The organism is Thalassospira sp. GB04J01, assembly GCF_000751115.1.
Lineage (GTDB): Bacteria > Pseudomonadota > Alphaproteobacteria > Rhodospirillales > Thalassospiraceae > Thalassospira > Thalassospira lucentensis.
The window spans coordinates 145544-159249 of sequence record NZ_CCDX020000018.1 but is presented as its reverse complement, the minus strand read 5'-3'; the positions used below and the strand labels follow the sequence as shown (position 1 = coordinate 159249).

Genomic DNA, 13706 nt, shown 5'->3' with positions numbered 1-13706 from the left:
CGATTGAGGCCGCCCGTGCGGGTGACGCTGGCAAAGGCTTTGCCGTTGTCGCCGCTGAGGTTAAAAACCTTGCCAATCAGACCGAAAAAGCGACCGAAGAAATCGCCGGTCAGATTTCCGGCATCCAGAAGGCAACAGGTGAGTCTGTGACAGCCATCGGTGATATCGGAACGATCATTGCCAGCCTCAATGAAATCGCCACCACGATTTCAGCAGCCGTCGAAGAACAGGGTGCAGCAACCGATGAGATCACGCGAAATGTGCGTGGTGCAGCGGACAGAACCCGTTCGGTATCAGCATCCATCACCGAGGTTGCCAACGAGACGGGTAAAACCGGTCAGTTGTCTGGCGAAGTTCTGACAACATCCAAGGTCGCATCCGAGAAAGTCCGTGAAATGCGCAACCGCATCACCAACATTCTTGAAGATCTGCGTCAGCAGGCACGCGACCGCGCTGCCTGATCATTTGATAAGGCGTCAAACACCAAAAACAAAGGCCCGCCGATTTGGCGGGCCTTTGTGATTCTCAGATTAATCTAACATTGATGGCTAGGCGCTTGGCCAGCTACCCTTTAGGCGTCCGCCTATCCGGACTGATTCAATACGCTTGGCCAATCCGGTGTTATTGTCGGTTTCGACAAAAACACCACAAACTGTCGCCGGGCCTTCTGCTGGTTCGAACCGGCCGGATGGCATTTTGGTCAGGAATTTCCGGACCGAGGTTTCTTTTTTCATGCCGATGACCGAATCAAAATCACCGCACATGCCAACATCGGTTTGATAGCCCGTACCATTTGGCAGGATTTGCGCATCAGCAGTTGGCACATGCGTATGTGTGCCCAAAACGAGTGACGCGCGTCCATCGCAATGATGGCCAAACGCCATCTTTTCGGATGTGGTTTCCGCATGGAAATCAAGGATGATGGCATCAACGTTCTTGCCAAGCTTATACTTGGAAAACAGTTTGTTCGCTCCCTGGAATGGGCACGACATCGGGTCCATGAACAAACGGCCCATCATGTTGATCACGCAGACTTTCTTGCCCGAACGGGTTTTAACAACGTAATCCCCCTTCCCCGGTGTGCCATCCGGGAAGTTCCAGGGACGCAGAAGTTTTTCATCTTCGTCGATATAGGCAATAATTTCGCGCTGATCCCAGACATGGTTGCCTGTGGTCAGAACATCCGCGCCAGCATCATAGAATTCCTTGCAGATTTTGGCCGTAACGCCAAAGCCATGGGCTGCGTTTTCGACATTCACCACCGCGACATCAACAGACAAACGATCGCGGAGCATCGGCAATGCTTCCAAGGCAGCTATACGACCGCTCTGACCCAGAACATCGCCGAGATGGAGTAAACGCATATTATTTCCTGTGTTTCTTCACATGACCAGAATGCGGACATGCTTTTTAAGGGCAGCACCCAAACCCGGGACGCACCGCAACTGCATTACGTAAAGGAGACGGGATATGTTCAGATATCTTCAATAAATAAAGCGGGAGCCACACTGCCGTTGGTCATATGGTAATTCCTCGTGACCTGCGTGTGCAGGTGGGCGCCGTTTAACGAGACCACGGCCTCGACAGGGACAGCTCCCTAGAGAAATGAGCATCGGCCCCGGGAATTAGCGAACCTGACGCACAGGGCAGCTCCCTTAATGCTGTCGTTCTTGATCACCGCGAACGGCGCATCGCAAACGGGTCAGCGAACGGAACTTAGTCCTCGATTGGGGTAATTTCAAGTGCCTTGAGAATTTGTACTTTGCCAAGGCCCCGTCTTTCTCAGGTCCATGCCCGGCCTTTGCAACACACTTTGGCCGTTCACAGGGGTAACAATGGCCCAGCCCCACCAAAAAAAACCAATCAATCCTTGATCAGCTTTGCGGCGATGCCTTCGATCCTACCAGCCATATTTTCAATATTTTCCGCCAACGCGTCGCTTTCAGCAGCCGAAAGACTTCCCGGCTCGGCAACGGTTGGCTGTTCTGGTTCTGGTTTTGGCGCACGCAGTTGCTCATGGGCATCACCCAGTTCATCGGCAATCAACAAACTTGTCATCACCAGCAAACGCTGTTCACCGATCTGGCCGACCGCGCCAGAGATTTCCTTAACCCGTTCATCGACATAATTTGCCAAAGAATGGATGCGTTCTTCCTGACCGTCATCGCACGCGATGTCATAACTGCGGCCATTAATGCGAATGGAAACCTGTGCCATGGGTTATGCCTGCTCCTTGACGGGTTCTTCTGAAAGAACGAGTTTTAGCTGGTCAACCGCGCCATCAAGCCGTGCCGAAACGGTTTCTGTGGTGTGGGTAAGCTTGTCGTAATCCGCACGCAGCGCTGAAAGCTGACTGCGCAATGCTTCGACTTCCTGCACGTCAGACGACAGGTCCTGTGCATCCTGATCCAGCACCGACTCCACGGCGGTATCAAGACGGTCCATTGCTGTTTTTAGCCGATCACTTGCCTGTTGCAACCGCGACATAAATTCCTACCCGATATTATACGTTTTCGAGGGCCACAGATCGCCATGATCTGCGGCGAATCATCACAATCGACCATAAAGCCAACCGATGATGTCATGAAAATGGCCGAAGTATCCGTTACCATTGCAGTGATCAATTTTTCTGCGCTACCACAAACGTACGAACGCGAAAATCAATTATTCCAACACAATGACGGTAAACCTCTGAAAACATAGTTCCTCAATCGCACCAACGTCAACATGCCGCACGAAAGCAATGCACCATGAGAATATCCATTAGCCAGATTTAAGGTAATCGGCGTCGTTTTTTGACAGAATCGGTTGACGGATGGCGCCCATAAGGGCATCTTCCGCGCGAATTCCGTTAATGTTTGAATAACCGTATTTAAGTGTTTTCATCGCCCGACCGCGAAACCCCCAGGAACCGCATCTCATGACGACGCAAACAGAACACAACCGCATGGCCAACGCCATCCGCTTCCTTTCGGCCGATGCTGTCGAAAAAGCTAAATCCGGTCACCCGGGCATGCCAATGGGCATGGCAGATGTTGCGACTGTTCTTTACACCAAATTCTTGAAGTTCGATCCGAAGCATCCGAACTGGCCGGACCGCGACCGTTTCATCCTGTCCGCAGGTCATGGTTCTATGCTTCTGTATTCGCTTCTGCACCTGACCGGATACGAAGATTTCGATCTTGATCAGATCAAGAATTTCCGTCAGATGGGCTCGCGCACGGCCGGTCATCCGGAATACGGCCACGGCGAAGGCATTGAAACCACCACCGGCCCGTTGGGTCAGGGCATTGCGACCTCGGTTGGTTTCGCCCTTGGCGAGCGCATCATGAATGCCCGTTATGGCAATGGCGTTGTCGATCACTTTACCTATGTGATCGCCGGCGACGGTTGCCTAATGGAAGGTATTTCGCAGGAAGCCATTTCGATGGCAGGCCACATGAAACTGTCCAAACTGATCGTCCTGTTTGACGACAACGGCATTTCCATTGATGGCCCAACGTCGCTTTCGACGTCTGAAGATCACACCAAGCGCTTTGAAGCTGCTGGCTGGGATGTTCAGGCAATTGACGGTCACAATCCGGCCGCCATCGAAGCCGCCATCGCCAAAGCAAAAACCACCAACACCCCGTCGATGATTGCCTGTAAAACCGAAATCGGTTTTGGCGCCCCGACCAAGGGTGGCACCTCGGCAACGCACGGCTCCCCACTCGGTGCCGAAGAACTTGCCGGTGCACGCAAGAAACTGGGTTGGACGTCTGAGCCGTTTGAGATCCCAGCCGACGTGCGTGACGCATGGACCGCTGCTGGTGCACGCGGTGCGGACGACTTCAATGCTTGGGGTGGTCGCTTCGAAGGTCTTGATGCCGCTTTGAAAGACGAGTTCGAGCGTCGCATCGAAGGCAAGCTTCCGGAAAACTGGATCGAAGCGTTTAACGACTATAAAAAGCAGATCACAGCAGATCAGCCGAAGGTCGCCACCCGTAAGGCGTCCGAGAACGTTCTTGAAGTTCTGACCAAGGCGATCCCGGAAATGATCGGCGGTTCTGCCGACCTGACCGGTTCGAACAACACCAAGACCAGCGTTCAGGCCCCGATCACCGCCGACGGTGGTTATGAAGGTGGCTACATCTATTACGGTATCCGTGAACACGGCATGGCCGCAGCCATGAACGGTTTGGCCCTGCATGGCGGCGTCCTACCCTATGGTGGGACCTTCCTGGTCTTTACCGATTACTGCCGTCCGGCAATCCGTTTGTCAGCGCTCATGAACCAGCGCATTGTTTACGTCATGACCCACGATTCAATCGGTCTTGGCGAAGATGGCCCGACCCATCAGCCGGTCGAACATGTTGCTTCGCTGCGCGCAATGCCGAACGTCACTGTCATCCGTCCGGGTGACGCGGTTGAGACCGCAGAAGCATGGGCAATGGCAATCACCAACGAAACCGGCCCGACCGTTCTGGCCCTTACCCGTCAGAACCTGCCGACCCTTCGTACCGAATACCGCGAAGACAACCTTGTCGCACGTGGTGGTTATGTGATTTCCGATTGTGACGGCGACCGTCAGGTCACCCTGATCGCGACCGGTTCGGAAGTTGAAATCGCCGTCGACGCACAGGCCAAGCTGAAAGCAGACGGCATCAATGCTGCTGTGGTTTCGCTGCCGAGTTGGGAACTGTTTGACGCCCAGTCACCGGAATACCGCAAAGACGTCCTTGGCAGCGCACCGCGCGTCGCCATCGAAGCCCTGTCGGTATTTGGTTGGGAAAAATATGTTGGCGATACCGGCAAGGTTATCGGCATGCATGGATTTGGTGCTTCTGCACCGGCTCCGGTTCTGTATGAGCATTTCGGCATCACTGCCGAGGCATTGGTCAAAGCGGCCAAGGAACTGGTTTAATTCAGAGGGCCGGATCGGTAATATGCCGATCCGGCCTTTTTTCTTTGGGTTTAAGCCCCAAGTCGTGATTGATACTCCCCAGGTAGCAATCAGTATAATTTTGGAGGGATGAATGGCTATTCGCGTAGCGATTAATGGTTTTGGTCGTATCGGCCGTCTTGTTCTGCGTTCAATCGTTGAAAGCGGCCGCACCGATGTTGAAGTGGTTGCCATCAACGACCTGGGTGACGTGTCCACCAACGCACATCTTCTGAAATATGATTCTGTTCATGGCGTTCTTGCCAATGACGTCAAAGCCGAAGGCGAAAACCTCGTCATCGACGGCAAGGCGATCAAGGTTTGCTCTGAACGTGATCCGGCGAACCTGCCATGGGCAGCACTGAATGTTGATATTGCCTTTGAGTGCACCGGTATCTTCCTTGACGAAGCCGGTGCTGGCAAACACCTGACGGCGGGTGCCAAACGCGTTCTGATTTCCGCCCCTGCAAAGGGTGATATCAAAACCGTTGTTTACGGCGTTAACAGCGACAGCCTGTCTGCCAGTGACGTGATTGTTTCGAACGCATCCTGCACCACCAACTGCCTTGCACCTGTTGCAGATGTTCTCAATAAAACCGTTGGCATCACCAAGGGCTTCATGACCACTGTTCACGCATTTACCGGTGACCAGAACACGGTTGATAGCCTGCACAAAGACATGCGCCGTGCCCGTTCGGCATCACTTTCGATGATCCCGACCTCGACCGGTGCGGCTAAGGCTGTTGGTCTTGTTCTGCCGGAACTGAACGGCAAGCTGGATGGCACTTCTGTGCGTGTTCCGACCCCGAATGTCTCGATGATCGATCTGACCTTTGTTGCTGGTCGCGACACCACGGTTGATGAAATCAATGCTGCGATCAAAGAAGCTGCTAACGGCCCGCTTAAAGGTGTTCTTGGCGTCTGCGACGAACCGCTGGTTTCGATTGATTTCAATCACAACCCGAACAGCTCGACCTTTGACATCACCCAGACTCAGGTCATCGGTGGCAACTTTGTGCGTATCCTGTCGTGGTATGACAACGAGTGGGGCTTCTCGAACCGTATGAGCGACACTGCTGTCGCCATGGCGAAGTTCCTGTAAGCATCTCTGATCAGATTATCTGATTGATGCTTTTGCAAAGTGCCCGAAGTATGTATCGCTTCGGGCACTTTTCTTTTCCTGGGCAGTACGGCACAGTTGAGCCCATCCCTGCCCGTCCGAAATGACGATGCCCGACCAAGCGCACAGGAGTCAATCGTGAGCCTTTTGTTCAAAGAACTTGATTACCGGCCAACCCCGATGGGGGTGCTCAGCCTGCGCAGGCGGCGTGAACTCAGCCTTGAGATCGATGTTTATGAAATCAAGCTGGATGACGAATATCTGATGTCGAGCCTGTTTACCGATGCCGAGGTGGCACTCGCCGACCTTGGGTTGGCCGAGCTTGACCGAAATAATTTGAATGTCGTGGTTGGCGGGCTTGGTTTGGGCTATACCGCCAAGGCAGCCCTTGATAACCCAAAGACCGGCAAACTTGCGGTTCTTGATACGTTAAACGAAGTTATCGAATGGCATCAGGAAGGGTTGCTGCCCCTTGGCGAGCAACTCGCGCATGATACGCGCTGTGCGCTGGTGCATGGCGATTTCTTTGCCGCCTCCTTTGCCGACACACCGGGCATGAACCCGGCCGAGCCGGACGTTAAACATGACGCCATCCTTTTGGATGTCGATCATTCACCGTCGAACGTTTTGCATCCCGATCACGCGCGGCTTTATACCAAAGACGGCCTGAAACGGCTTGCAAGCCATCTTGTGCCAGGCGGAATTTTTGCCCTTTGGTCGACCGAAATGCCCGAGCCGTGGTTTGAAGCAAACCTGAAATCCGCCTTTGACAGCATCCGGGCCGAGGTGATTACCTTCAAACATCCGGTTATGGACCGCGAAGACATCAATACGGTCTATATCGCGCGCACACCTTCATAAGGCGGCCTTAAAACCATATCGCCATGACATCATCACACGCAGATCTGATCATTCGCATTCACGGTATTGCCGGGGCCCGTGCGGCCTGCCGGGGGATGGCAAGCGTACCCTTTACGCTGCTGTCGCCGTTAAATGCCGCAATGTCGCTTGGGGCTGGTTGGTTTGGCGCTGTTATTGATCAGGTGCGTCAGGAATTTCCAAACTCGGACTTCAAGGCAATTCTTGATTGCCGTGGACGGGTATCGGGTGCCTTGGCTGCCATTGAAATTGGCCTTGATGGTGTGATTGTCGAGCCGGATACGTCTTCGCAATTTGACCGCTTGTCAGACCTTGGCGCACAGTCAAATTGCCACGTCGCCCTCGACCTTCCCAAAGACAGTTCGATCTATGAGATGGGTGATGACGTCCTGCCCGATCATGAATTGGACCGCCGGTTGCGGCTACATCTGACGGACTAGTATCAATTGCCAAACGCCGTGTCAGAGGTTACATAACTGACAGGAAATCATCAGGAATTATCATCGTGAACGCAGACGAGCATGCCGGCCTTTACCTTCTGACCCCGCCGAAAATCGAACTTGCCAGCTTTACGGAAAAGCTGAAGTCGGTTCTTGATACTGGTGCGGTCGATTGCCTGCAATTGCGCCTGAAAGATGTTGGCGATGACGAAGTCCGCAAGGCAATTGATGCGATTTTGCCCTTGTGTAACAGCCTCGACATTCCGCTTATTCTCAATGACCGGCCCGACATTGCCAAAAAGTCGGGATGTGACGGTGTGCATGTCGGCGAGGACGACGTCAGTTATGACGAGGCGCGCGCCATCATGGGCGAAGAACACAGTGTTGGTGTGTCGTGCTATGACAGTCGCCATCGGGCAATGGAACTTGGTGAAAAAGGGGCTGATTACGTTGCCTTTGGCGCGTTTTACCCGACCGAGACCAAAGAAGCCAAAACCAGCGTCACGCCGGAAATCCTTGAAATCTGGACGACATTTACCACCGTGCCCTGCGTTGCGATTGGCGGTATTACGGCGGAAAATCTGGCGCCAATCGTTCTGGCTGGCGCAGACTTTGTCGCGGTCACGGGCGGTGTCTGGAATCACCCCGATGGCCCTGAGGCCGGTGCACGGGCGATCAAGGCAGCAATCATCGCAACCGACATCGAATAATCCGCGAACCGTAAAAACGGCTGGGCGGACAAATATTTGCCGGTAGCCATGCGTGAACGATGGGGGGTTATGCGCGATCCCCCTGTTCAATCTGCTTGCAGCACAGACAGCAAACTGGTAGTTAACGCCTCTTAAATGGGGCAAGTGTCCCCTATTACATTGTGAATCTGTGATCTGAAAGAACGGTTGGTGCCATGAAAATCAACGGCAACGAAATCCGTCCGGGTAACCTTATCGAACATAAAGGTGCCCTGTGGCGTGCGGTAAAATGTCAGGCTGTCAAACCAGGTAAAGGCGGTGCTTTTAACCAGGTTGAACTTAAAGATATTCGTAGCGGCACCAAGCTGAACGAGCGTTTCCGTGCATCGGAAACCGTTGAGCGCGTTCGTCTTGAGCAGAAAGGATACACCTATCTGTTCGCTGATGGTGACATGATCACCTTTATGGACAGCGAAACGTTCGAACAGATCACAGTAAACGCCGACCTTGTTGGCGAGCCTGCTGTTTATCTTCAGGATAACATGGTTGTTACCATCGAATCGTTTGAAGATGAGCCGCTTGCCGTAACCCTGCCCGAGCATGTTGTCTTCAAAATTGTTGAAGCAGATGCCGTGGTAAAAGGTCAGACGCAGTCTTCTTCTTTCAAACCAGCCGTCCTTGAAAACGGTGTTCGTGTGATGGTGCCCCCGCATGTTGAATCGGGTACGCGCATCGTCGTGAACACTGTCGAAGGCACCTATCTTGAGCGTGCCAAGGATTAAGGATTTTTCCCGTCCTCTGGTTTAAGGATTGGGCCCATCCATATGAATGGAATGGGTCCCGACCCTCCTTTTAATTCAAATTCCGGGAGATATGCCGTGCGAGGCGCCGCCCGTCGTTCAGCAAATATCAACGTCATGTTCAAGGCCGTCGAAAAGGCTGCCTATGGACTAAAACGCGACTTCGGTGAAGTCGAGAACCTTCAGGTTTCGATGAAAGGCCCGGCAGATTTCGTATCTTCGGCTGATCTTCGTGCCGAAAAACGCCTGCGCGAAGAGCTTGAACGCTCCCGCCCCGGATACGGCTTCCTGCTTGAAGAAGGCGGTGAAATCAAGGGATCCGACCCTGAACATCGCTGGATCATTGATCCGCTTGATGGGACCACCAACTTCCTGCATGGCATTCCGCATTTTGCCATTTCTGTTGCCCTTCAGAAGGGCGATGAAATCATTGCCGGCATCATTTATGACGTCGCCAAGGATGAATTCTTCTGGGCGGAAAAAGGCGTTGGTGCGTTTCTTGATAACCGTCGCCTGCGTGTTTCGGGCCGTCGTCGGCTGAATGAATGCGTTTTGGCGTGTGGTGTTCCCCATATTGGCCACGGCGACCATGCCGTTTTCGAAAAACAGCTGCACACGGTCATGGACCGTTGCGCTGGCGTGCGCCGCATGGGTGCCGCATCGCTTGATATGGCATATGTCGCAGCTGGCCGTTATGACGGTTATTGGGAATCGCACATCAATGCGTGGGATATCGCGGCTGGTCTTATTCTGATTTCAGAAGCCGGTGGCTATGTCCGCGATGCCAAAGGTGGCACCAACATGCTGGGTACGGGCAGTGTCGTCGCTGCTAACGACTATATCCAGCCGGTTCTGGCCAAGGCGCTAAAAAAAGCAGTTACCGACTAACTGTCGGCTTTTATTACCGTTTTTTGAAAGGGCCCCTTCGCATTTTGTCGAAGGGGCCCTTTTTCTTTTGCCGTCAAAGCGGTTGTCCATTACCTGGCTCTAAGCTATGGTGCATGGTACTGCACGCCGTCGCCCAATGCGAGGCAACCAGACAACAGGGGGGGTATTCGATAAGAATTATCGGGTGCCTAACGATCGACACAAAACTGTGTGAAATAGAAAAACGTTATACAAGACGGTTTCAAACACAGGGTATTAAGGGGCCTGCGATTTGATGGGGTATTCCAAGATTTCGGTGCTGGCATTAATGACTGCACTCGGAACCAGCGCGTTCTTCGGCGGCAATGCTTCCGCACAACAATACTCCCCCGTTTCTGTAGACAGCAACGTACAGGTCAATTGGGACGTTGCCGACGGATATGGCGGACAGACAACCGTTCCGCAATATTTGTCCCCCAGTGTATCGCGTGAGCATATTGTCATGCCGGGCGGTGATTTGATCTATCCCGAAACACGCCCTCAGTCGGCTTTCCTTGCCAATGACCAGTTCTTATCCACAGGGAATGATTCATATGACGGTGGTTTTGAAACTGTTGTGATTGACGGTGCTGGCGGTAATGCCGTCCCAAGTCAGTCACAGTTCTATGGTGTGCCCGGTGTGTCTGATACCCCCATGTCACCCTCAATGGATGACGGTGCGAACCAGACAATCGCCTTGCGCCAGCCCGAGGCAACCACAGCCCCGCGAACCAAACCCGCAGCGCCGACAACAGTCGCAGCAGCACCCTCTTCATCCTCCTCATCTTCTGGCACTGCGCCAACGCCACTGACCAAACCTGCGCCTGCTCCGGCGGCTTCAACCATGACCGAGACAGCAAGCGCACCGGCCGCTCCGGCGACAGAAACCACCATGGTTGAACCGCCAAAGGCGCCGCCGCTTCCGAGTGCCGAAAGCAAGGCATCCGAAGCCCCCGCAGCACCGGTGGTTGAGCCAATTGGCAGTGGATCAGAAATTCCGGTTGCACCGACATCTGCGCCCGATACGACGTCTCAGCCAGCCCAAATGGCAGAAGTCGCACCGGCAGCACCCAAGCCTGAACCAAAACCTGCACCCGCTGCCGCACCGGCGGCTGAGGAAGCATCGCTTCCACCAGCCTCCAAAGCACCTGCCGCGAGCACCTCAACCGGTGCGGGCGAATACAGCCTTGGCTTTGCCAGTGACAGCTTTGAACTGACCAGTGCCGCCCAAAGCGAGCTTAATCAGGTCATTGCCGCCATGAGCAACGACGACAGCCTGCGCATTCAGCTGCAGGCATACGCTGAAGGCGACAGTGCAAATGCCTCTAAGGCGCGCCGACTGTCGCTTTCGCGTGCGCTTCAGGTTCGTTCCTATCTTATCGACAAGGGTGTGCGTTCCACACGCATTGACGTTCGCGCCTTGGGTGCGAATGTTCCGTCCGGCCCGGCAGACCGCGTCGATATCAAAACAGTTCAACGCTAGGATTAATCCGCTATGAGCAATCATTCGGCCAATGGTACCGGCACAGTTACGCCCATTACCAAACCCGGAAGTTATCTGACACGTATGGCCGTTTTTGTGGCCATTATTGTCGGGGTTGGCGCCCTGCTTTACCCGGCCCTGTCTGATGCCTTTATGGCCAATATTGTTCTGAACGGCCTAATTATCGGCGTCTTTTTCGTGGGTGTTATCTATACATTCCGCATGGCCGCAAGTCTGGCCCCGGAAGTCACCTGGATCGAAGATTTCCGCCGCAACCGCCCTGGCCTGACATCGCAAGTTCCGCCCAAACTGCTCGCCCCGATGGCCAGCATGATGACCGAACAACGCCGTGATCGCCCGCAACTCTCTACCATGTCGACCCGAACAATCCTTGATTCCATCCGTTCGCGTCTGGATGAAAGCCGTGAACTGTCGCGTTATATCGTCGGCTTGCTTGTTTTCCTTGGCCTGCTCGGCACCTTCTGGGGCCTTCTGCAAACGGTGAATTCGGTTGCCGGCGTCATCAGTGACGTCAATGTCGGCGGCGGGTCCAACATGGATCTTTGGTTCTCCGAACTTAAAAATGGTCTTGCTGAGCCACTTGGTGGCATGGGCACAGCGTTTTCATCTTCCCTGTTTGGCCTTGCCGGATCGCTTGCCCTTGGTCTTTTGGACATGCAGGCCGGTCAGGCGCAAAACCGTTTCTTCAACGATCTTGAAGAATGGCTTTCAAGCTTTACCCGTCTTGGATCGGGAAGTGCTGTTGGTGATGGTGAACAGTCTGTTCCTGCGTATCTTTCGGCCCTGATTGAACAGATGGCCGACAATATGGAAGGGTTGCAAAACTCGATCCAGCGGTCGGAAAGTTCACAGATCAAAAGCCATAACACCCTGATTGATCTGGCCGACAAGCTGTCAACGCTCACCGATCAGATGAAAGCCGAACAGCAATTGATGGTCAAACTGGCGGAGAACCAGATGCACCTCAAACCCGTTCTCGATCAACTTGCGGATTCGATGAAAATGGGTAGCTTTGGCATTGATGATAATACCCGCGCCCACATCCGGTCCCTTGATAGCCAGCTTGGCCGTATTGGCGAAGAACTGACCATGGGCCGTCAGCAATCGACACAGGAAATCAGAAGCGAAATCAAACTTCTGGCCCGGACCATCGCCGCCATCGCCGAGGAGGGCTGATCGCATGATCGGGCTTTCGCGCCGTCGTAATCGCGATGTAAACACTTGGCCGGGCTTTGTTGATGCGCTGGCAACGCTTCTGATGGTGATCATCTTCCTTCTGATGATCTTTGTTATTGCGCAGGTGTACCTTGGCGCGGCTCTATCAGGCCGTGATGAAGCGCTCAGTGACCTTACCGCACAGGTCAACGAGCTTACCAACCTTCTGTCGCTTGAGCGTGGCAACAATCAGCGCATGGAACTGGAACTGACCCAGCTTACGACCGAGCTTTCCAACACCAGTGACCAGCGCGACGACCTGAAATCACGTGCAGCTGCCCTTGCCAGCCAACTTGCCGATGCCCAGCTTTCGGCTGACGACATTGAAAAGAAACTGCTCGCAGCGCTGGCATCGATTGAAGACAAGGATGCCGAACTGAACGAGATCCGCGAAAGCAAGAACGAAAAAATCGAAGATCAGGACGCCCGGATCGCCGAACTTTCCGCCCTTCTGGCATCGCGTGCCGCCGCCCTTGAGACGGAAAAGAAACTCAGCACCGAGGCCAAGGCACAGGTCGCAGCCCTTAATCAGCAGATGCTTGCCCTGCGTCAGCAACTGCAAAAAATCGAAGCCGCCCTTGAGGCTGCCGAAATCGAAAACGCCGATAAGGAAGCCCAGATTGTAAACCTTGGGCAGCGCCTGAACGCAGCACTTGCGACCAAGGTCGCCGAATTGCAGCGCTATCGTTCGGAATTCTTTGGCCGGCTGCGCGAAGTTCTGGGCGATCGTCAGGATATCCGGGTTGTCGGAGACCGGTTTGTTTTCCAGTCCGAGGTCCTGTTTGGTTCTGGCTCAGCTGATCTTGGCGAAGGTGGCCAGGAACAGCTGGCGAAACTTGGCGAGACGCTCAAAACCATCTCCGCTGACATTCCTGATGATATCGACTGGGTGATGCGGGTCGATGGCCACACCGACAAAGTGCCAATCCGCAACCTGCAATTCGCATCAAACTGGGAACTGTCAGCAGCACGTGCGATTTCGGTGGTTAAGTTTCTGATCGACCAGGGTGTTCCACCCAACCGTTTGGTCGCAGCCGGGTTCGGGGAGTACCAACCCCTCGATAACCGGGATGACGAAATCGCCTATCGCCGCAACCGGCGTATCGAGTTCAAGATCACCGAACGATAAGTCATCGTGCGAAACAGTCCATCAACGGCACCCCATCGTGGGTGCCGTTTTCGTTTTTAGGCCGTTTTACGTCGTAGAAAAATCTTGGAACCAATCGACACAT

The 13706-nt window shown here is 53.9% G+C and carries 14 protein-coding genes and 1 other RNA gene; 11 read left to right on the top strand and 4 right to left on the bottom strand.

Going from position 1 to position 13706, the window contains the following annotated elements; all coding sequences use genetic code 11:
- A partial coding sequence (locus AMM48_RS19395; protein WP_244271318.1) for a methyl-accepting chemotaxis protein occupies positions 1–461 on the top strand: 461 nt, incomplete at its 5' end.
- Between the two features lie 87 nt (positions 462–548).
- Here the strand turns inward: AMM48_RS19395 and AMM48_RS19390 are convergent.
- The 4 genes from AMM48_RS19390 to AMM48_RS19375 form a co-directional block, all read right to left on the bottom strand.
- Positions 549–1364, bottom strand: a complete 816-nt coding sequence (locus tag AMM48_RS19390; RefSeq protein WP_102785412.1) for a TIGR00282 family metallophosphoesterase — start codon at positions 1362–1364, stop codon at positions 549–551.
- A gap of 132 nt (positions 1365–1496) precedes the next feature.
- Positions 1497–1656, bottom strand: a non-coding RNA gene (ssrS, locus tag AMM48_RS19385) — 6S RNA.
- A 207-nt stretch (positions 1657–1863) separates the two neighbouring features.
- Positions 1864–2217 (bottom strand): cell division protein ZapA, encoded by a 354-nt coding sequence (locus AMM48_RS19380; protein WP_102785411.1) that lies wholly within the window; start codon positions 2215–2217, stop codon positions 1864–1866.
- A gap of 3 nt (positions 2218–2220) precedes the next feature.
- Positions 2221–2487, bottom strand: coding sequence for a hypothetical protein (locus AMM48_RS19375; protein ID WP_102785410.1), 267 nt, complete (start codon positions 2485–2487; stop codon positions 2221–2223).
- 433 nt (positions 2488–2920) lie between these two features.
- Here AMM48_RS19375 and tkt point away from each other — a divergent pair, with 433 nt between their 5' ends.
- The 10 genes from tkt (at position 2921) to AMM48_RS19325 (ending at position 13603) form a co-directional block, all read left to right on the top strand.
- Entirely contained in the window at positions 2921–4903 is a 1983-nt protein-coding gene (tkt, locus tag AMM48_RS19370; protein ID WP_102785409.1) for a transketolase, read from the top strand.
- Positions 4904–5015: 112 nt separating this feature from the next.
- A complete protein-coding gene (gene gap, locus AMM48_RS19365; RefSeq protein WP_102785408.1) occupies positions 5016–6023 on the top strand; it encodes a type I glyceraldehyde-3-phosphate dehydrogenase in 1008 nt (335 codons plus the stop codon).
- A 156-nt stretch (positions 6024–6179) separates the two neighbouring features.
- On the top strand, positions 6180–6902 hold the full coding sequence (locus tag AMM48_RS19360) for a spermidine synthase (protein WP_102785407.1): 723 nt from the start codon (positions 6180–6182) through the stop codon (positions 6900–6902).
- Between the two features lie 23 nt (positions 6903–6925).
- The gene (locus AMM48_RS19355; RefSeq protein WP_102785406.1) at positions 6926–7360 is read left to right on the top strand and encodes a hypothetical protein; all 435 of its coding nucleotides are present in this window, start codon (positions 6926–6928) and stop codon (positions 7358–7360) included.
- 65 nt (positions 7361–7425) lie between these two features.
- Positions 7426–8070 (top strand): thiamine phosphate synthase, encoded by a 645-nt coding sequence (thiE, locus tag AMM48_RS19350; protein WP_244271317.1) that lies wholly within the window; start codon positions 7426–7428, stop codon positions 8068–8070.
- 194 nt (positions 8071–8264) lie between these two features.
- Positions 8265–8831, top strand: coding sequence for an elongation factor P (gene efp / locus AMM48_RS19345; protein WP_102785404.1), 567 nt, complete (start codon positions 8265–8267; stop codon positions 8829–8831).
- A 96-nt stretch (positions 8832–8927) separates the two neighbouring features.
- Entirely contained in the window at positions 8928–9737 is an 810-nt protein-coding gene (locus tag AMM48_RS19340; RefSeq protein WP_022730327.1) for an inositol monophosphatase family protein, read from the top strand.
- Positions 9738–10044: 307 nt separating this feature from the next.
- Entirely contained in the window at positions 10045–11238 is a 1194-nt protein-coding gene (locus AMM48_RS19335) for an OmpA family protein (RefSeq protein ID WP_244271316.1), read from the top strand.
- A 12-nt stretch (positions 11239–11250) separates the two neighbouring features.
- Positions 11251–12435 (top strand): hypothetical protein, encoded by a 1185-nt coding sequence (locus tag AMM48_RS19330; RefSeq protein ID WP_022730325.1) that lies wholly within the window; start codon positions 11251–11253, stop codon positions 12433–12435.
- A 4-nt stretch (positions 12436–12439) separates the two neighbouring features.
- Complete coding sequence (locus tag AMM48_RS19325) at positions 12440–13603, top strand: peptidoglycan -binding protein (RefSeq protein WP_102785402.1); 1164 nt, start codon at positions 12440–12442, stop codon at positions 13601–13603.
- Positions 13604–13706 lie beyond the last annotated feature (103 nt).